At 59.4% G+C, this 18,469-nt stretch carries 16 protein-coding genes; 8 read left to right on the top strand and 8 right to left on the bottom strand.

The window, feature by feature from the left end; all coding sequences use genetic code 11:
• Nucleotides 1-73: 73 nt before the first annotated feature.
• The gene (gene rhaS / locus C1N56_RS10065; protein ID WP_288443178.1) at nucleotides 74-895 is read left to right on the top strand and encodes an HTH-type transcriptional activator RhaS; all 822 of its coding nucleotides are present in this window, start codon (nucleotides 74-76) and stop codon (nucleotides 893-895) included.
• Between the two features lie 13 nt (nucleotides 896-908).
• On the top strand, nucleotides 909-1,775 hold the full coding sequence (gene rhaR / locus C1N56_RS10070; protein WP_141495454.1) for an HTH-type transcriptional activator RhaR: 867 nt from the start codon (nucleotides 909-911) through the stop codon (nucleotides 1,773-1,775).
• Between the two features lie 41 nt (nucleotides 1,776-1,816).
• On the opposite strand, the gene rhaT is transcribed toward rhaR, so the two are convergent.
• Nucleotides 1,817-2,851 carry an L-rhamnose/proton symporter RhaT gene (gene rhaT / locus C1N56_RS10075; RefSeq protein ID WP_021506088.1) on the bottom strand — a complete coding sequence of 345 codons (1,035 nt, stop codon included), beginning with the start codon at nucleotides 2,849-2,851 and terminating at the stop codon, nucleotides 1,817-1,819.
• 367 nt (nucleotides 2,852-3,218) lie between these two features.
• On the opposite strand from rhaT, the gene C1N56_RS10080 reads away from it, so the two are divergent.
• The 3 genes from C1N56_RS10080 to aldA all read left to right on the top strand — a co-directional run bounded on the left by C1N56_RS10080 (nucleotide 3,219) and on the right by aldA (nucleotide 5,251).
• Nucleotides 3,219-3,542 (top strand): hypothetical protein, encoded by a 324-nt coding sequence (locus tag C1N56_RS10080; protein WP_150058111.1) that lies wholly within the window; start codon nucleotides 3,219-3,221, stop codon nucleotides 3,540-3,542.
• A 14-nt stretch (nucleotides 3,543-3,556) separates the two neighbouring features.
• On the top strand, nucleotides 3,557-3,655 hold the full coding sequence (locus tag C1N56_RS10085; protein WP_021313714.1) for a YoaK family small membrane protein: 99 nt from the start codon (nucleotides 3,557-3,559) through the stop codon (nucleotides 3,653-3,655).
• 159 nt (nucleotides 3,656-3,814) lie between these two features.
• Entirely contained in the window at nucleotides 3,815-5,251 is a 1,437-nt protein-coding gene (gene aldA, locus C1N56_RS10090) for an aldehyde dehydrogenase (RefSeq protein ID WP_394516613.1), read from the top strand.
• A 40-nt stretch (nucleotides 5,252-5,291) separates the two neighbouring features.
• Here the strand turns inward: aldA and C1N56_RS10095 are convergent, their stop codons facing one another.
• Together C1N56_RS10095 and C1N56_RS10100 are read right to left on the bottom strand one after the other, a co-directional pair.
• Nucleotides 5,292-6,566 (bottom strand): MFS transporter, encoded by a 1,275-nt coding sequence (locus C1N56_RS10095; protein WP_394516614.1) that lies wholly within the window; start codon nucleotides 6,564-6,566, stop codon nucleotides 5,292-5,294.
• On the bottom strand, nucleotides 6,563-7,984 hold the full coding sequence (locus C1N56_RS10100) for a M20 family metallopeptidase (RefSeq protein WP_394516615.1): 1,422 nt from the start codon (nucleotides 7,982-7,984) through the stop codon (nucleotides 6,563-6,565). Before C1N56_RS10100 ends, C1N56_RS10095 begins: the two co-directional genes overlap by 4 nt.
• 147 nt (nucleotides 7,985-8,131) lie before the next feature.
• On the opposite strand from C1N56_RS10100, the gene C1N56_RS10105 reads away from it, so the two are divergent.
• On the top strand, nucleotides 8,132-9,046 hold the full coding sequence (locus tag C1N56_RS10105; RefSeq protein WP_394516616.1) for a LysR family transcriptional regulator: 915 nt from the start codon (nucleotides 8,132-8,134) through the stop codon (nucleotides 9,044-9,046).
• Here C1N56_RS10105 and C1N56_RS10110 read toward each other — a convergent pair.
• On the bottom strand, nucleotides 9,036-10,631 hold the full coding sequence (locus C1N56_RS10110) for an ABC transporter substrate-binding protein (protein WP_394516617.1): 1,596 nt from the start codon (nucleotides 10,629-10,631) through the stop codon (nucleotides 9,036-9,038). The genes C1N56_RS10105 and C1N56_RS10110 overlap by 11 nt on opposite strands.
• Nucleotides 10,632-10,745: 114 nt before the next feature.
• On the opposite strand from C1N56_RS10110, the gene pepT reads away from it, so the two are divergent.
• Nucleotides 10,746-11,972 (top strand): peptidase T, encoded by a 1,227-nt coding sequence (gene pepT / locus C1N56_RS10115; RefSeq protein WP_394516618.1) that lies wholly within the window; start codon nucleotides 10,746-10,748, stop codon nucleotides 11,970-11,972.
• Between the two features lie 63 nt (nucleotides 11,973-12,035).
• Here pepT and C1N56_RS10120 read toward each other — a convergent pair whose 3' ends face one another.
• Both C1N56_RS10120 and C1N56_RS10125 read right to left on the bottom strand, forming a co-directional pair.
• The gene (locus C1N56_RS10120) at nucleotides 12,036-12,815 is read right to left on the bottom strand and encodes a transporter substrate-binding domain-containing protein (RefSeq protein ID WP_021506096.1); all 780 of its coding nucleotides are present in this window, start codon (nucleotides 12,813-12,815) and stop codon (nucleotides 12,036-12,038) included.
• A 14-nt stretch (nucleotides 12,816-12,829) separates the two neighbouring features.
• Entirely contained in the window at nucleotides 12,830-13,996 is a 1,167-nt protein-coding gene (locus C1N56_RS10125) for a methionine aminotransferase (protein WP_394517467.1), read from the bottom strand.
• A gap of 125 nt (nucleotides 13,997-14,121) precedes the next feature.
• On the opposite strand from C1N56_RS10125, the gene C1N56_RS10130 reads away from it, so the two are divergent.
• The gene (locus C1N56_RS10130; protein ID WP_211726206.1) at nucleotides 14,122-15,003 is read left to right on the top strand and encodes a LysR substrate-binding domain-containing protein; all 882 of its coding nucleotides are present in this window, start codon (nucleotides 14,122-14,124) and stop codon (nucleotides 15,001-15,003) included.
• Here C1N56_RS10130 and C1N56_RS10135 read toward each other — a convergent pair.
• Both C1N56_RS10135 and C1N56_RS10140 read right to left on the bottom strand, forming a co-directional pair.
• Nucleotides 14,961-16,637 (bottom strand): methyl-accepting chemotaxis protein, encoded by a 1,677-nt coding sequence (locus C1N56_RS10135; RefSeq protein WP_058769764.1) that lies wholly within the window; start codon nucleotides 16,635-16,637, stop codon nucleotides 14,961-14,963. The genes C1N56_RS10130 and C1N56_RS10135 overlap by 43 nt on opposite strands.
• 212 nt (nucleotides 16,638-16,849) lie before the next feature.
• Nucleotides 16,850-18,373, bottom strand: coding sequence for a carboxylesterase/lipase family protein (locus C1N56_RS10140; protein WP_394516619.1), 1,524 nt, complete (start codon nucleotides 18,371-18,373; stop codon nucleotides 16,850-16,852).
• Nucleotides 18,374-18,469 lie beyond the last annotated feature (96 nt).

An 18,469-nucleotide genomic window follows, 5' to 3' on the forward strand; every position in this document is an offset into this window, starting at 1 on the left:
GGTGCAAAATTCAAGGTAAGGTGGCAGGCGGCTGCGTAGACTCGGTTACGGTTTTGTTAACTGAGGGCGCATGATGACGGTATTACACAGTGCTGATTTCTTTCCGGCCGGCGATTACACAATTGCCATTGAGCCACGTGTGCCGCAGTCGGCGTTTCCGGAGCATCACCATGATTTTCACGAAATTGTGCTGGTGGAACAGGGCTCGGGCATCCACGTATTTAATGGTCAGCCGCAGGCGCTCAGCGCCGGCTGCGTCTGTTTTGTGCGCGATCACGATCGCCATCTGTACGAGCAAACCGACAATCTGTGCCTGACGAATGTGTTGTATCGCAGTCCGGCGGCGTTCCGCTTTCTGTCCGGCCTGCAGGCGCTGCTGCCGCGCGAACAGGACGGCCAGTATGTTTCACACTGGCGAGTTAACCATAAAGTGATGGCGCAGGCGCTGCAGCTGGTGACGCAGATGAAGCAGCCGGCCAGCTGGTCGCTGGAACGTCAGGCGCAGCAGGAACAGCACTTTTTGCAGCTGCTGGTGCTGCTGCGCGAGGCGGCGCACAACGATCAGGCGCAGGACCAGGATGCCCGCCTGCACCGCTTGCTGGACTGGCTGAATGCGCACTACAGTGAGGAGATTGCGTGGGAAGCGCTGGCCGATCGCTTCTGTTTGTCGCTGCGTACCCTGCATCGCCAGATGAAGCAGCAGACCGGCAGCACGCCGCAGCGCTATCTTAATCGGCTGCGTTTATTGCAGGCGCGGCACCTGTTGCGCCACAGCGAGATGCGCATCACGGACATCGCCTATCAGTGTGGGTTTGGTGACAGTAATCACTTCTCCACCCTGTTCCGGCGGGAATTTGGCTGCGCGCCGCGCATGGCGCGCCAGCAGATGGGGTAACCGGAGGGCTGACATGCCGCTGTTACTGACGCGCGAGGATTACTTCCCGGCCAGCAATTTGCCTATAGCCGTGGCAGAACGCATGCCGCAGCCCTCTTTCCCACCGCACCGGCATGAATTCAGCGAGATTGTGATTGTCTGGCGCGGTAATGGCCTGCATATCCTCAACGATCGGCCGTGGCTGATCACCTGCGGCGATGTGTTTTACATCCGCGACAGTGATTGCCACAGCTTTGATAGCGTCAACGACCTGGCGCTAGACAATATTCTCTACTGCCGCGATCGCTTCAGCCTGGCGCTCGACTGGCAGCAGCTGCTGCCGCCACAGGATGAAGAGACACCCGCCAGCTGGCGTCTGACCACGCGCGGCATGGCGCTGGCGCGCGGCGTCATCAGCCAGCTGGAGCGCGAAAGTCGCAAAAGCGATTCGCTATCGATTCAGCTGTCGGAAGCGCTGTTTTTGCAGCTGGCACTGATATTGCGCCGTCACGGCTACGCCGCCGATCGCCCGTGGGTGCTGCCGGAGGGCGAACAGCTCGATCTGCTGATGTCGGCGCTGCTCGGCGATATCAGCCGCCCCTTCGATCTGCCCCATTTCTGCCAGCAAAATCAGCTCAGCGAACGGTCGCTGAAACAGCTGTTCCGTCAGCAAACCGGCATGACCATCGGCCACTACCTGCGTCAGCTGCAGCTGTGTCAGGCAAAATATCTGTTGCGCACGCAGGCATGCCTGATTAGCGAAGTGGCGGCGCGCTGCGGGTTTGATGACAGCAACTACTTTTCCGTGGTGTTTACGCGCGAAACCGGGTTAACGCCCAGCGCATGGCGTCAGCGTTTTTTGTCGCCGCGCGAATCGATGGCAGACAAAGAAAAAGCCTGACGCGCGCAGAGACGCGTCAGGCGGTGCGGTGTTAAGCGTTATCAGGCGGCCATACCGAGACCGACAATGTTTGCCGCGATAATGATTACCACGCAGCCAATCGACAACACGCTCACCGGTCGACGCCCCACCGATTTCCACTCCTTCAGCACCAGTCCCACCAGGCCGCCGCACAGCACATACAGGCTCATGTGCAGCATCCAGCTTACGAAGTCGTACTGCGGAGGAATTTTTGCGTGGCCCCAGGCATAAAAGAAGAACTGCAGATACCACATGGTTCCCCCCAGCACGGCGAAGGCGATGTTGGCGATCAGCAGCGGTTTTGCCACGGAAAAGTCGCGGCGCAGCGAAAGCTCCGGCTTCACCGCCAGGCGGATAAAGCAGTACGCGAGGTTGATCAGCGCGCCACCGCCCATAATCACCACGTAACTCGGCAACGCCACATACAGCGGATTGATGCCCAGACTGGCAGCGGCTTCATGCATCGGCTTCGCCGCATCCATGGCAAATGACATGCCGGCAGAGAAGATGCCGCACAGCACCGCCAGCACCAGGCCTTTCTTCAGGTTAAAATCTTCGGCGTTGATCCCCAGCGCCCGCTCCTTTAGCAGTCCGGCACGTGACACAATCGCCACACCCAGCAGCGCAACCAGCACGCCCAGCAGCGTCATCCGGCCACCGGCGGAGCTGAACAGTTCAACGAATCGGCCCTGCAACAGCGGCGTCATCAGCGTCCCCACCACCAGCGTAATGCCAATGGCGATACCAATCCCCATCGACATCCCCAGATAGCGCATGGTGAGGCCATAGTTGATGTTGCCGATGCCCCACATGGCACCGAACAGAAACACCGGCAGCAGCTGCGATAAACTGAAACTGCTGTAGTACGCCCAGAAGTTTGGTAACAGCGCGGCACTGACTGCCCAGGGCAGAATCAGCCACGACATCACGCCGCCGACCGACCACATGGTTTCCCATGACCACTTTTTAACCTGTTTAAACGGAGCATAAAAACAGGCGGCGCTGGCGGCACCCACCAGATGCCAGAAGATACCTGCAAGAATGGCACTGTTCATTGTTATTCCTTCGTAAGGTTGAGGCCAGACGGAAACACCTGCGGTTTCCGATTAGTGGCAGTCTATGGCGCACTGTGTGGACTCAGCCTTTGGATGGTTGCCGTAAAGCCAGGCTGACTGGCAAAATCGGGGGGGTATGCAACATAAGGATCACAAATTCGCATTTGCCGCTGTTATGCCGGATAAGTTATTTAAGTTGCTTATTATTCGGCATATTTTTGATTTATGTTGTGTTGATCGGCACAGTTTTTCCTCTGTTGCCAGCGCGCCGCTTAACATGGCACTCACACAAAGCTGCGCGAAGCACTTCCCCCGACGAGGTTAAATCCGTATAACGTGGGAAAAATCATCGGAACCAGGGATTGAGATGAAGAGCAAACGGTTAACGCTGGTGCTGTCGCAGGCGGTGAGCCGCGTGATGCTGGATGACATCCGCGCCATCGTGCCGCCCGAGGCGCTGAATGTGTTCATTAATGGCTTAGATACTACTCACTACACCACGCTGGACTGCGTGCAGAGTGAAGAGAACTGCGCGCTGCTGGCGTCAGCCATTGTGGTGTGGCGTCAGCTCGGCCATGTGCATCAGATTCAGTATCAGAAAGGCGAACATCTGCGTCAGGTCGATGACGCGACACAATTTCAGCTATTCAGTATGATGAAAACCCACCGCGCGCTAATCCAGCTCGCCTAACGCTCAGGATGCATATGAAAATCGGTCTGCTGTTCCCCATCGCCATTATTGTTGCCGGTGTCAGTTTTCTGGTCTGGTTTATTGCCAGCGGCGCCATGATGCCCGGTTCCTGAAACGGTCCACTGACGCAGAATGCTGCGTCGGTCGCGTGATTCTTGCCGCTATTGCCAGCGCCCTGCCAGTGCTGGCAGTGATAAAAAGGTCGCCAGCGTTCATCTGCTTCACTCTTCCTTCACATCAGTTTAACAAAACCGAGCGTGGAGCCCCTGCACATGACCCTTCATCATCAACACTACATTAATGGCGCGTTTGTCGAGGCGCATAACGATAGCTGGATTGAAGTGATTAACCCGGCGACGGAGACCCTGCTGTCACGCGTGCCCCAGGGCAGCAAACAGCAGGCGGCGGCAGCGATTGCCGCCGCAGAAGCCGCTCAGCCCGGCTGGGAAGCGTTACCGGCGGTGACGCGCGGCGGCTGGCTGCACCGCATCGCCACGGCAATTCGCCAGCGCGAGCCTGAGCTGAGCGCCACCCTCGTGGCGGAGGGCGGCAAAACCCAGGCGCTGGCGCAAACCGAAGTGCTGTTTACCGCTGACTATCTCGACTACATGGCGGAATGGGCGCGACGCTACGAAGGGGAAATCGTCAACAGCGATCGCCCAAACGAAAACATCTTTGTGTTTAAGAAAGCGATTGGCGTGACCACCGGCATTCTGCCGTGGAATTTTCCCTTCTTCCTGATTGCGCGCAAAGCGGCACCGGCGCTGATCACCGGCAACACTATCGTGCTGAAGCCGAGTGAGATCACCCCGAACAACGCCGCCCTGTTCGCCGCCATTATCGACGACCTCGGCCTGCCACCCGGAGTGATTAACATCGTTTATGGCTATGGCCCGGAGGTGGGACAGGAACTGGCCGCCAATCCTAAAGTCGGGTTAGTGAGCCTGACCGGCAGCGTCAACGCCGGCATCGCCACCATGGCCGCGGCGGCGCCGAATGTGACCAAAGTGTCGCTGGAGTTGGGCGGTAAAGCGCCGGCAATTGTCATGGACGACGCCGACCTCGATCTGGCCGTCAGGGCTATCGTCAGTTCGCGCATTATTAACAGCGGTCAGGTGTGTAACTGCGCCGAGCGCGTGTATGTGCAAGACGGTATTTACGATCGCTTTATCAGCGCCCTGACCGGGGCGATGCAGCAGGTGAAATTTGGCGATCCGGCGCAGCAGGCCGATGTGGATATGGGGCCGCTGATTAGCGCAGCCGCGTGCGACCGCGTCGGGCAAAAGGTCGCCAGCGCCGTTGCGCAGGGCGGCACAGTGGTGCTGGGCGGCAAACGCGCCGGTGAACGCGGCTTTTATTTTGAACCGACCATCATCACCGGGGTACGTCAGGAGATGGCGATCATGCGTGAGGAGATTTTTGGCCCGGTGCTGCCGGTGATGCGCTTTAACACGCTGGATGAAGCCATCGCGCTGGCTAACGACTGCGACTATGGCCTGACCTCATCGCTGTATACCCGCGATCTGAACACCGCGATGATCGCGCTGCGCCGGCTGAAATTCGGGGAAACCTACATTAACCGCGAAAATTTTGAAGCGATGCAGGGATTCCATGCCGGCTGGCGCAAATCCGGCATCGGCGGTGCCGATGGCCGCCACGGGCTGGAGGAGTATCTGCAAACGCACGTCGCCTATCTGCAGTTTGCCTGATGCGTAAACACCGGTGCGCAGCGCGCGCACCGGTTGCCACTTAGCGTATCCGTTTCTGACTGCGCAGCAGCGCTACCCCGCTAAAGAGCGACATCGCCATCAGGTAGTAGCCCGGCGCCAGACTGGTGCCGGTGGCACTGATCAGCAGCGTGCAAATCAGCGGTGCAAAACCGCCAAACACCGTAACCGCAATGTTATAGCTGATGGCCATGCCGCTGGCGCGCGTACCAATCGGGAACAGATCCGCCATCACCGAGGGTACGGTAGAAAAATAGATCGATTTCAGCAGCGCCATCCAGCACACCAGCACGATCAGCGTGGCCGGCGTGGTGTGATTGACCACCAGCCGAAAGGCCGGATAGATGGTGACCATCAGCAGTATGAGCGATCCCCACATCAGCGGCAGGCGGCCAATGCGCTCCGCCCACAATCCCATCAGCGGCGTCACCACCGTCAGAATCACTCCGGCCAGCAGCGTGGCGGTAAAGGCCACCGAGCCCGGCAGATGCAGGTTTTTGGTTGCGTAGGTCGGCACGTAGTTGAGCATGTAGTTGACCGCCGTGGAGATCACCATCAGGCCAATCGCCAGCAGCATCAGCGCTTTTTGCCGGCCAAACAGCCGTTTAAGCGGGGCCGCTTCCGGCGTCTGTGCGGCAAAGCTGGCGGGCTCGTGCACGTGACGGCGGATATACAGCCCGAGCGGGCCAATCAGCAGGCCGAAGGCAAACGGAATACGCCAGCCCCATGCCTGAATCTGGCCTTCGCTCAGGATCTGCGTCAGACCGAGACCAAACGCCGAGGCCATCAGCGTGCTGGCGCCCTGGGTGGCGAACTGCCAGCTGGCGATAAAGGCTTTGCGCTCGGGAAAATGCTCGACCAGAAACGCCGTAGAGCTGCCAAATTCGCCACCGGCAGAGAAGCCCTGCACCAGGCGCGCCAGCAGGATCAGCAGCGGTGCGAGCAGGCCGATGCTGTCGTAGCCCGGCATAAAAGTAATGATGGCTCCGCCAAGCATCATCAGGTTGATCGACAGCAGCAGCGCTTTTTTACGCCCGTGGCGATCGGCATAATTGCCCAGCACCACCGCGCCCAGCGGGCGAATCAGAAAGGAGACGCCGAAACTGCCAAAGGTCAGCAGCAGCGAGACCGACGCATCGCTGGTGGGAAAGAAGGCGTGGGCGATATAGCTGGCGAAGAAGCCATACACCGCAATGTCGAACCACTCCAGCGCATTACCGATGCAGGTCGCAAACAGCGTTTTATGCAGGTTTGGCTTCACCCCGCTCAGCGGCGCGCTATGGCTGAGGCTGCTCATGCGCCACCTCCGGCACAGGCGCGGTGTTGCGCCAGCCATTCCGTGCCCTGCTCGCCCAGCTCCCACAGCAGCTGCGTCATGATCTGCAGCCCTTCGCGGGCAATCGATTTCAGCATGTGCTCATTCACGCCATGCTGACCGCAGGCGGGATACGAATGTGGCACCCACAGCGTTGGCAGGCCCAGAATCTCCGCGAACACTTCATTCGGCAGCGATCCCCCAAGGTTGGGCAGCAGTGCCGGTTTTTTGCCGCTGGTTGCCGCCATGCTGTTCAGCACCCAGTGCACCAGCGGATCGTCAGGATCGAGACGCGTGGCGGGTGAACCGCGCAAAAATTCAACCTCAACATCATGGAAGCCGTGCTGCGCCAGATGCGCGCTGACGTGCTGCGCCAGCCGCTGCCAGTCGGTACCGACCACAAAACGCAGCTGGCACACCGCCGTCGCGCTGCCGGGAATGGCATTCATCGGGCGCGCCGGGTTACCGGTAAGAAACGACAGCACTTCCAGCGTGTTCCAGCCGTACAGGCGTTCGGCAGGCGTCAGGCCTGGCTCGCCCCAGTTGGTGTCAATCGCGGGATCGCCTGGCATGCCACCCACCTCGATATCGCTGAGAATGGCGCGCACCTGCGGGGTCAGCGAATCGGGCCGCAGCGCCTCAACCTGCAGCACGCCCTGCGCGTCCACCAGCGTGGCGATGGCGCTGGCCAGTCGGGTGCCGGGATTGCTCAGCAGTCCGCCCCAGTTGCCGGAGTGATAAGCATTGTCACGCGCGCTGATGGTCAGGCGGAAATTTACCGCACCGCGCGAACCGAGGAACAGCGTCGGCCGCACGGCGTTGAGCCGCGGACCGTCTGAGGCAATGAACAGGTCAGCCTGCAACAGTTCCGCCTGCTGCTGACACAGCTGCGCCAGCCCCGGCGAGCTGATCTCTTCGCCCATCTCAAACAGCCATTTGCAGTTAAAGCCGAGACGGCCGCCGCGCGCCTGGTACACCTGCTCCAGCGCCGCAAGATTGACGCAGTGCTGACCTTTGTTGTCGGCGCTGCCGCGCCCGTACCAGCGATCGCCCTCTTCGGTCAGCTGCCACGGCGACAGCCCGCTGCGCCAGTTTTCGTCATCGCCGAATACCACATCACCGTGCCCGTAGCTCAGCAAGGTCGGTAAGGCGGGATCTTCCATGCGCACCGCCACGAGGAATGGCCGGCCGGCGGCGTGCGGGTTATCGATGAGCTGTAGCGTGAAGCCCAGCGCCTGCAGTTGCGGCGCAATCTCCTGCTGCAAATAGTCCTGTAGTGCCGCATCGCGATCGTTGCGCTGGCTCTCGGTGCGCCACGCCACGCGGCGCGCCAGGATACGTTGAAATTCCCCGCTGTCGAAATATGCGGTGGCCTGCTGAACCGCCTGTTGTGCTGTCATGTTTGCCCTGCCTGTTATAGGTCTGCTGTTTTTTCATCTTTGCGGAAAGGCAGCTTTGCCACAATTATCAATTTATCGAGTAAGATTTGCCTTTAAAGCAAAGCTGCGTTGCCCGATTTCGAGGCAGGCACAGACGGAGGCCATGGCATGTTAAGCACGGAAATGCGTTATTTTCTCGCGGTAGCCGATTGCGGTTCGCTCAGCGCGGCCAGCGCCCAGCTGTTTGTGGCGGTCTCTGCCATCAGCCGCCAGATTCAGCGGCTGGAGCAGCAGCTGGGCGTGACGCTGTTTGCGCGTCATGCGCGCGGCATGGTGCTGACCGAGGCCGGCGAGATTTTTGCCCATCACGTGCGCAAAAATCTGCTGGATATGGAGTATGCGCTGGCGGAGATCAAAGGCCTGAAGGCGGTGCGGCGCACGCTGATTCGTGTCGCCTGCACCGACGGGCTGGCGTTTACCCTGCTGCCCCGGCTGATTGCCGCCTTTCGCCGCGATCATCCCGGCGTGCTGTTTGACGTCCGGGTGGCGAGCGCACAGGACGTGGCTGAACTGTTGCGCAGCGGCGAGTGCGATGTGGCATTGCAGTTCAGCCTGCACGCGGAACGTGCGGTTGAGGTGGTGGGCTCATGGCCGGCGCCAGTGCTGCTGGTGATGCATGACAGCCATCCGCTGGCGGGCGTGCCGCAGGTGGCGCTGGCCGATCTCAGCCACTATCCGCTGGCGCTACCGCAGCAAAACACCACGGTACGCCAGCTGTTTGAGCTGGCCAGCCACATGAGTGGCCACCTGATTGAACCGGTGCTGACCTGCGACAATTTCTCCACCCTGTTCCATTTTTTACTGCGCACGCCGCTGGCGGTGACCATTTGCAGCAGTTTTACCCTGGCGGAGGAAGCGCAGCAGCAGGGTCTGGTGATGCGCGCGGTCAATATCGATCAGCTTAGCCAGCGTACGCTGCAGCTGCAGACGCAGTCAGGGCGACCCCGCAGCGCCGCCCTGACTCTGTTTCTGACCTTTCTGCAACAGCAGCTCAGCGCGCTGTCCGCTGCGATTAAGGCGTGATATCCACCGGATAGAAGATGTGCTTGCCGAACGGATCCACCTGGTAGCCGCTGACCGATTTACGCACCGGCTCGAAAATCGTTGAGTGCGCAATCATGACCGCCGGCATCTGGTCATGCATCATCTGCTGCGCCTCGCGGTACAACGCCACGCGCTTGTCGTGATTTTGCTCGGCGCGCGCCTCGGTGATGATTTTCTCAAACGGCGCATAGCACCATTTGGACGAGTTGGAGCCGCCGTTCGCCGAGGTGCAGCTGTACAATGGCCCGAAGAAGTTATCCGGATCGCCGGTGGCGGTGGTCCAGCCCATCAGCGCCGCCTGATGCTCGCCGCCCTTGACGCGCTTCAGGTATTCGCCCCACTCATAGCTGACGATGTTGGCTTTGATGCCCACTTTTGCCCAGTCGGCCTGAATCATCTCAGCCATGCGGCGGGCGTTGGGGTTATACGGCCGCTGGACCGGCATCGCCCACAGTGAAATTTCGGTGCCCGGCTGAATGCCGGCCTGCTGCAGCAGCGCTTTGGCCTGTTGCGGATCGTAGGCGTAATCCTGCAGATCTTTATCTGCACTCCACACATCCGGCGGCAGAATATTTTTCGCCACCGTGCCGGTACCTTTGAAGATGGCATCAATGATCGCCTGCTTATTGATGGCCATCGCCAGCGCCTGGCGCACTTTCACGTTGTCCAGCGGGGCTTTGGTGGTGTTGAACGACAGGAAACCGGTGTTGAGGCCAGATTTCTGTTCCAGCGTGATGTTCGGGTTGTGGCGCATGTTGTCGAGATCGGCCGGATTAGGGAACGGCATCACCTGGCACTCGTTTTTCTCCAGTTTGGCATAGCGCACCGAGGCGTCCGGGGTGATGGAAAACACCAGACGATCGATTTTAGCCTTGCCCTGCCAGTACTGCGGGAAGGCTTTGTAGAGAATGCGGGAATCTTTTTGATACTGCACCAGCTCAAACGGTCCGGTGCCAATCGGCTGCATGTCGACCTTTTCCGGCGTACCGGCTTTCAGCATCTGGTCGGCATATTCCGCCGAGTGAATCGAGGCGAAATACCACGCCAGATCGGCGAGAAACGGCGCTTCGGCATGGGCCAGCGTCATCCGCACCGTCAGATCATCCACCTTATCGATACGGGTGATCAGTTTTGCCAGCTCGAGGCTTTCAAAGTTGGCATAGTTACCGCCCGAAACGGTGTGATACGGGTTTTTCGTATCGAGCTGGCGCATAAACGAGAAGATCACGTCATCGGCGTTGAGATCGCGCGACGGCGTAAACAGTTTATTGCTCTGGAACTTAACCCCTTTGCGCAGATGGAAGGTATACACCTTGCCGTCCGGGCTGATCTCCCAGCGCTCCGCCAGGCTGGGCACCAGCTCGGTGGTGCCCGGTTTGAAATCCACCAGGCGGTTAAAAATCGGCACGGCGCTGGCGTCCACGCTGGTACCGGAGGTGTAGAGCTGCGGGTTGAAGTTCTCCGGCGAGCCTTCAGAACAGTAAACCAGCGTCTTGGCCGAGACGCCGCCTGCAACCGCTAACCCCAGTGCGCTAAGCGCCAGTTTTCCTATCATCTTTTTCATCGTCTTCTCGCTTTTTATTGACTTCCATGAGCCAGCATCGGTATTTATTTCATAAATAACATGATTTAGCCGTCTGGCGTATCTCCAGTGGCGCAAAGCTAATAAGGAATTGTGATGACAGACCAACTTGCCCGTCAGCTGACCCAGCGTTTTTACCGTTATCTGGCGGTCTCCAGCCAGAGCGATGCCAAATCCAGCACGCTGCCCAGTACGCCGTCGCAACACGCCATGGCGGAACTGCTGGCGCAGGAGCTGCGCGATCTCGGTCTGCAGGATGTGGTGATTGATCAGCATGCCACGGTGACCGCCGTGAAACCGGGCAACCGGCCTGGCGCGCCGCGCGTAGGCTTTATCACCCATATTGATACCGTCGATGTCGGGCTATCGCCGGATATCCATCCGCAAACCCTGCGCTTTGAGGGCGCGGATCTGTGTCTGAATGCGCAGCAGGACATCTGGTTGCGGGTGGCGGAGCATCCGGAAATCCTGCCGTATGTCGGTCAGGAGATTGTGTTCAGCGACGGCACCAGCGTGCTGGGGGCCGACAACAAAGCGGCAGTCAGCGTGGTGATGACGCTGGTGGAGAACCTGCGTGGCGAGCACGGTGATGTGGTGGTGGCGTTTGTGCCGGATGAAGAGATCGGCCTGCGCGGCGCCAAAGCGCTGGACCTGGAGACGCGCTTTAACGTCGATTTCGCCTGGACCATCGACTGCTGCGAGCTGGGCGAAGTGGTGTATGAGTGCTTTAATGGTGCGTCCGCCGAGATTACGTTTACCGGCGTGCCGGCGCATCCGATGTCAGGCAAAGGCGTGCTGGTGAATCCGCTGCTGATGGCACACGACTTCATCGCCCGCTTCGACCGGCTTGCCACGCCTGAGCATACCGCCGGGCGCGAAGGCTATATCTGGTTCAATGATATGCAGGCCAATGCCAGCCACGCGGTATTGAAAGCGTCGATTCGCGATTTCGATTTAAAGGGGTTTGATGCGAAGAAGCAGCAACTGGTGGAAGTCGCCGATCAGATCGCCGCGCACTATCCGACTGGTCACGTCGCGCTGAAGATCAATGATATCTATAGCAACATCAGTAACGCGATAGGTGAGGACCGGCGGGCAATCGATCTGATTTTTGCTGCGCTGCAGCAGGTGGGTGTGGAACCTAAAGTGATTCCGATGCGCGGCGGCACCGATGGGTCTGCGCTGTCGGCCAAAGGGTTACTGACGCCGAATTTCTTCACCGGCGCGCACAATTTCCATTCGCGCTTTGAATTCCTGCCGATCCCGTCATTTGTGAAGTCGTATCAGGTGGCGGAAGCGCTGTGTTATCTGGCAGCCCGATAAGCGCGGTTGCAGAGAAATGTTGAAACTGCCTGACCGGCGACTGCCGGTCAGGCTGACACCCGCTTATTTGCTAACGCTGACGTCAATGCCCGGGAAGAATTTCGCCGCCAGTTTAGTCACGGTGCCGTCGGCCTGGACTTTGGCGATGGCCGCATCCAGTTCACCTTTCAGCTTGCTATCGCCTTTGCGCAGACCGAAACCAATGCCGGAACCGAGAATGGTGTCGTCTTCCACCGGCTTACCGGCGAAGGCGAAACCTTTGCCCTGCGGCTTATCGAGGAAACCAGACTGACCGGCGGCGGACATCACCAGCGTACCGTCAAGACGGCCAGCGACCATGTCGTTGTATACCTGGTTCTGATCCTGATACGACGTCACCGTCACGCCCTGGGATTCCCAGTGCTTTTTAGCGTAGGTTTCCTGGATTGAGCCCTGCAGCACGCCGATATTTTTTCCTTTCAGCGACGCCGCCGTCGGCTCGAGTTTCTCGCCCTGCTTCACAATCAGCATGGTGGGAATGCGGTAGATCGGGTTGGTGAAGTCGATACTTTTCGCCCGCGCCTCGGTGATGTTCATCGCCGAGTTAATCGCATCGAATTTTTTCGCCTGCAGCGCCGGGATCAGCGCATCAAAGCTGCTCTCAACCCATTTGCAGTCAAAATGGCCGACCTGGCAGATGGCTTTGCCCAGTTCGATGTCAAAACCCTCCAGCTCGCCCTGCGCGTTGCGGCTTTCAAACGGCGGATATTGCGACTCCAGGCCATAGCGCAGGCTCTCCTGCGCCAGCGCCTGCACGGAGGTGATCATGCCCAGTGCGATAAACAGTGCGTTCAGTTTTTTCATTATTTTTCCCCTAATTACCCTTTAACCCGGCACAGCGCCTGCGCGCCGGCTTCGAGCGTTGCGTCGTCTTTAGCAAAAGAAAGGCGGATTAATTTATTGTCAGTGCCATCCATATAAAACGCCGACAGCGGAATGGTAGCCACACCGTGATCGACGATGAGACGTTTTACCATTTCACTGTCGCTTTCGTCACTGAAATGTCCGTAGCTGGCCAACATAAAGAACGAACCGGCGCTCGGTAACAGCCTGAACGGTGAATCCTGCAGCAGCGTCTGCAGCCGATCGCGCTTCGCCTGATAAAACGACGACAGCTGCAGATAATTTTGCGGGTTCTGCAGATACTGCGCGAAGCCAACCTGCATGGGCGTATCGGCGGCGTACATCATGAACTGATGCACCTTGACGATCTCCGCCATCAGCGCAGCAGGCGCCAGCGCATAGCCGACGCGCCAGCCGGTGACGTGGAAGGTTTTACCGAAGGAGGACACCACCACGCTGCGCTGTGCCAGTTCCGCGTGCGTGGCCATGCCGCAGTGCGTCTGGCCGTCAAACACGATGTGTTCGTAGACTTCATCAGACAACACCACGATGTCGGTATTACGCGTCAGGGCCGCCAGCTGGTCGAGATCGGCGGCATTCAGTACCTGTCCGCTCGGGTTATGTGGCGTATTGATGATAATCATGCGCGTAAGCGGCGTGATCGCGGCACGCAGTTCGTCCCAGTCAATCGCAAAATCCGGCACCTGCAGCTTGAGGCCGATCGGCGTCGCGCCCTGTAACCGCACCACCGGCGCGTAGCTGTCAAAGGCTGGCTCAAAGAAGATCACTTCATCACCCGGATGCACCAGCGCCGAAATCGCCATGTAGATGCCCTGACTGGCACTGCCGGTGATCAGGACTTCGCTGGCGGCATCGTACTGCTGGCCATACAGGCGGTGCACCTTCTCCGCCAGCGCTTCACGCAGCGCCGGTAAACCGGTCATGGCGGCGTACTGATTATGGCCGTCGCGCATCGCCTGGCTGACCAGCTCAACCAGCTGCGGGTCACACGGGAAATTGGGCGCGCCCTGGGAGAGATTGACGGCCTGATGCTGTGCGGACAGCTGGCCGATCACGCTAAAAATGGTGGTGCCGACGTCCGGCTGTTTGGAGGAGAGCTTCACGCTGCTGTTCAGGGTCATCATTGCTCCACAGGTTGCATAACCACGTATCGGAAGTAGATTTCTATTCAACGGCGCGACGCTTGAGTCGACAAGCGAATTGTTGTCATAATAGCCATGATAAAAAATCATAGCTCGAGGCCGTTATGTCCCGTTCTGCTCTGCCGCTCAACGCCATTCATGCCTTTCTGGTCACCGCCCGTCATCTCAACCTGACGCGCGCCGCCAGCGAACTGTGCATCACTCAGGGCGCGGTGAGCCGCAAAATTGCGGCGCTGGAGAGCTGGCTGGGATTTGCCCTGTTTGAACGCCACGCGCGCGGTCTGCATCTCACCGATCAGGGCGCGGCGCTACTGCCGGAGCTGCAACAGGGATTCAATCTGCTGGTCAATGCCACTGAGAAAGCCAGCCGCAGCAACGCCTCGATTCGGCTGAAAGCCCCGACCTGCGCCATGCGCTGGCTGGTGCCGCGTCTGGTGGCGCTGGAGCAGCAGCGGCCAGACATTCACGTGGCGCTGACCACCACGCTCGATCATGCGTCGCAGCTGGAAAACTTTGATGCGGCAATTGTATTCGGCACGCCGCCTGCCGGTGCCATTCCGCTGTTTGCCGAGCGCCTGACGCCGGTGCTGGCCAGCAGCGTGCCGGCGCCGCGCCATGTCAGCGAACTGGCCAAATTCACCTTCCTGCATCCGACCGGCGACACGCGCGACTGGCAGCTGTGGCTGTCCGGCCAGGCGGAGCAGCTGCCGATGGCGCGCAATCAGCACTTCGCCACCATGGATTTGGCGATCAGCGCGGCGATTCAGGGATTTGGCGTGACGGTGGCGGATATTACGCTGGTGGAGAATGATTTGGCGAATGGGCGGTTAATCGCCCCGTTTGCCGCGAGTGTGGCAACCGGGGCGAGCTACAGCCTGTTACAGCGGGCGGAAAAAGATGCGCCACCGTTTTTGCCGCAGCTGGTGGCGTGGTTGTGTCAGTCTCAGAATGAAACCCACTCTTCACTGCTGGCGGGTTTACCCTGAGCGCCTGCGGCGGCAGATAACACCGGCCGGCGCAGCGCAGGCGCAGCAGTGGATGCCACAGCCTGTGCGCGCGGCGCGCTGTCGGACAGACGGAACTTCGCCACCGACGCCTGCAGCTCTTCGGTCTGACGCTCCAGCGCGCTGGCCGCCGCCGACACCTGCTCCACCAGCGATGCGTTCTGCTGGGTGACGCTGTCCATTTCGGTGACGGCGGTGCCGACCTGCGAAATCCCTTTGCTCTGCTCTTCCGACGCGGCAGCGATGTGCTTCATGATCTCATTCACATCCTGCACCGACTTCAGAATGTCATGCATGGTGCTGCCGGCGCTGCTGACCAGCTCCGAGCCCTTTTCAACGCGTGATACTGAATCTTCAATCAGCGTGGCGATCTCTTTTGCGGCGCCGGCGCTGCGTTGCGCCAGGTTGCGCACTTCGCTGGCCACCACGGCAAAGCCGCGCCCCTGCTCACCGGCACGCGCCGCTTCGACTGCCGCGTTGAGCGCCAGGATGTTGGTCTGGAAGGCGATGCCGTTGATCACGCTGGTGATTTCGGCAATCTTTTTCGAACTGCCGGAGATGCCCTGCATGGTGGTCACCACTTCGCCAACCAGACGGCCGCCCTGCTGCGCGGTGCCGGTGGCGGTCTCCGCCAGCGCGCTGGCCTGACGTGCGTTGTCGGCGTTGAATTTCACCGTGGCGGTCAGTTGCTCCATGCTGGCCGCGGTCTGTTCCAGCGCGGCCGCCTGCTCTTCGGTGCGCGATGAAAGATCGTTATTGCCGGCTGAAATTTCTGCCGCGCCGCGATAGATGTTCTCCGTGCCGCTGCGGATGGCGCTGACTGCTTCACGCAGGCTGTCCTGCATCGCCCGCAGCAGTGGCACCAGTTTGCCGACGCAGTTGCGGCCAAATTCTTCCACCGGCTGGCTGAGATCGCCCTGCGCAATCACGGTAAAATGGTTACGAATGCGATCCAGCGGTTTCACCAGCATCGTCACCAGGTAACGGTCGGTGAACAGCAGAATCAATAAGCCGAATACCACCGCCGACACAATAATCACTTTGGTCATGCTGGTAAGCGTGTCCACGGTCACGCGGGTCTCATCCAGCTTGCTGCTGGCGGCCTGATTAAACGCTTCTGCGCTGGCACCAAACGCCCGGCTCAGCGGCGGCGTGACATTGTTGGCCTGCGCGCGCCATGCATCCAGTGAAGCCTGCTGCGCCAGCGCCACCTGTGGCGCGATACCCTCATCCAGCAGTTTCTGCCAGCTGCTGATCACATTGTTCACCGTCTCACTGTCCATCGGACCCGGCGCCATGGCTTTGAACTGGGTTAACTGCTGTTTCATGTTATCCAGTGCCTGCTGCACCGGCGCGAACGCTTCTGCGGTCGGCGCGTTACCGGCGGTGCGGCCTTCCATTACCCGCGACAGACGCGTGACCACGCGGAAATATTGATCGTTGCCTTTGCTGAGCGCCGTCATCTGGTTTACCAGCTGACGATCAATCTCGTTACCCTCGCCGAGCGCATTCAGCGAGTGGACGCTGAACAGCCCTACGCCACACCATAACAGGCAGAAAAGCCCGAGAATGGTCAGCATAACGGCGCGAATCGTGAAGTTTTTTAACATACCCATACATAATCCCCTGGTGTGAACGCTGGCAGCCCGGATAAAACAGGGCTTAGGGTATTTATCGGCAGCGAACCGGGAAAAGATAAATGTTTTGTAAGCTAATTAATTGCAGGATGAGGTGCCGCGCGGAGCGGCTGAGCGGTCGTAAAATCAGGCAGATAGCGGCCAATTTGCCTTAAAAAAACATTGATGTTTTTACATGATTAGCAGGCTTATTAAAGTTTAACGTGGCTGCGCATCATCAGGCGAAACAGACGCAGACGGCCGCGCATAAATCGCGCCTTCAGCACCGATTCCGCTTTACCGTCGTGGCCAAAGGCGAGAGTCAAATCTTCCCCTGGCCGCCATACCGGCCAGTCAGGTTCTCCATCGAGCCGCAGCCGATGGCTGAACTCACTGGCATCCCGTGCAAAGGCCACCCACCAGGCGCTGACGCGACCGGCAAAGGCGATATCGCTGGCGCTGTAATGCCAGTCACCCGGCGGCGGCAGCGTCGCGAGCGTATTGAAGACATAAGGAATTTCGTTGCCGTGCCAGGTGCCGTGCGGATAGAGATGACGCGCGTTTTCTGACACATAATCAAACCAGTAACGCCACGCAGGCATGCCGATGCTGTGCTGTGACTGTGCCACCAGCAGCGGCATGACGGTAAACGCCATGTCGCGCGCCACCGCGCGCCCCAGCAGACTGTCATCATGGATATCATACAGCCACTTCAGCAGGCGATAACTCAGGCGACTTTTGCTGCGCAGCTGCTGTAACACGCTGCGGGCATCCACGCCGAAGTAGTCCAGCACGCTGGCTTCGTCGCTGTTGCTGCCAATCATCAACGGCACGCGATGCTGTTTACCCGCCATAAAGGTGTCGAGCATCGGTCTGGGTAGCACCGCATCGCCGCTGATGGCCACCGGCCCCAGCGCCAGCGGTCGCTCCAGCGGCCAGAAACTGTCGGCCGGCAGTGCGCGCAGCTGTTCCGCACTGGCATCCGCGGCCAGATTGAAATGCGCTGCCACCTGCAGGCCGGTTTGCTGCGCCTGCTTATGCGGCACGTCCGGCAGACTGTAGGCACTTTGCACGATGCCCTTATGAAACAGCCCTTCGGCCAGCGGCGAGCAACACAGCGACAGCACGCTGCGCGCGCCGGACGATTCGCCAAACAGCGTGACGTTATGGCGATCGCCGCCAAATGCCGGGATGTTGCGCTGAATCCACTGCAGCGCGGCAATCTGATCCAGCAGCGCAAAATTATTGACCACCTTGCCCGGCAGATACTGGGCGTCGAGCGCCGGATGCGCAAAAAAGCCGAAATGGCCAAGGCGGTAATTGAGTGTCACCACCACCACGCCCTGCGCTGCCAGCGCTTTGCCGCGATAGGGATCAAGGCTGCCGGCACCAATGCTGAAGCCGCCGCCGTGCAGCCATACCATTACCGGTAACGGCGTAGCGGGTTCGACATCGGGCGTCCAGACATTCAGATAGAGGCAATCTTCGCTGAAGCGGCCCGGATCGCCGCCGCCGGCCGCCACGCAGTAGTCACGATTTTGCCAGCTGGCATCGCCCCACGCGGTGGCGTCGCGCAGCGTTTGCCACGGTACCACCGGCTGCGGCGGACGCCAGCGCAGTGCGCCAACCGGCGGTGCTGCATAAGGTATTCCTTTAAAGGTAAACAGTTCATCATCCATCAGGCCTCTGAGTTCACCTTCTGCCGTCATGATCCTCAGACGTCGTTCATTTTTCATTGCGGGTTCCTGGTAAAGCCTGATTCCATTATTTGCAGGCCTCAGTGGAATGTCTATGTTCTGCAAGCATTTGCAGATTAAGCCGAATAAGCGACC

The organism is Pantoea sp. SGAir0175 (assembly GCF_043547855.1).

What these genes read in the sequence shown, in the direction of transcription:
- rhaR (WP_141495454.1), top strand. Translation starts at nt 909, where the DNA reads ATGCCGCTGTTACTGACGCGCGAGGATTACTTCCCGGCCAGCAATTTG.
- C1N56_RS10110 (WP_394516617.1), bottom strand. Translation starts at nt 10,631, where the DNA reads ATGAAAAAGATGATAGGAAAACTGGCGCTTAGCGCACTGGGGTTAGCG.
- C1N56_RS10095 (WP_394516614.1), bottom strand. Translation starts at nt 6,566, where the DNA reads ATGAGCAGCCTCAGCCATAGCGCGCCGCTGAGCGGGGTGAAGCCAAAC.
- C1N56_RS10135 (WP_058769764.1), bottom strand. Translation starts at nt 16,637, where the DNA reads ATGGGTATGTTAAAAAACTTCACGATTCGCGCCGTTATGCTGACCATT.
- C1N56_RS10125 (WP_394517467.1), bottom strand. Translation starts at nt 13,996, where the DNA reads ATGACCCTGAACAGCAGCGTGAAGCTCTCCTCCAAACAGCCGGACGTC.
- rhaT (WP_021506088.1), bottom strand. Translation starts at nt 2,851, where the DNA reads ATGAACAGTGCCATTCTTGCAGGTATCTTCTGGCATCTGGTGGGTGCC.
- C1N56_RS10130 (WP_211726206.1), top strand. Translation starts at nt 14,122, where the DNA reads ATGTCCCGTTCTGCTCTGCCGCTCAACGCCATTCATGCCTTTCTGGTC.
- C1N56_RS10120 (WP_021506096.1), bottom strand. Translation starts at nt 12,815, where the DNA reads ATGAAAAAACTGAACGCACTGTTTATCGCACTGGGCATGATCACCTCC.
- pepT (WP_394516618.1), top strand. Translation starts at nt 10,746, where the DNA reads ATGACAGACCAACTTGCCCGTCAGCTGACCCAGCGTTTTTACCGTTAT.
- C1N56_RS10105 (WP_394516616.1), top strand. Translation starts at nt 8,132, where the DNA reads ATGTTAAGCACGGAAATGCGTTATTTTCTCGCGGTAGCCGATTGCGGT.
- C1N56_RS10085 (WP_021313714.1), top strand. Translation starts at nt 3,557, where the DNA reads ATGAAAATCGGTCTGCTGTTCCCCATCGCCATTATTGTTGCCGGTGTC.
- C1N56_RS10080 (WP_150058111.1), top strand. Translation starts at nt 3,219, where the DNA reads ATGAAGAGCAAACGGTTAACGCTGGTGCTGTCGCAGGCGGTGAGCCGC.
- C1N56_RS10100 (WP_394516615.1), bottom strand. Translation starts at nt 7,984, where the DNA reads ATGACAGCACAACAGGCGGTTCAGCAGGCCACCGCATATTTCGACAGC.
- C1N56_RS10140 (WP_394516619.1), bottom strand. Translation starts at nt 18,373, where the DNA reads ATGAAAAATGAACGACGTCTGAGGATCATGACGGCAGAAGGTGAACTC.
- rhaS (WP_288443178.1), top strand. Translation starts at nt 74, where the DNA reads ATGACGGTATTACACAGTGCTGATTTCTTTCCGGCCGGCGATTACACA.
- aldA (WP_394516613.1), top strand. Translation starts at nt 3,815, where the DNA reads ATGACCCTTCATCATCAACACTACATTAATGGCGCGTTTGTCGAGGCG.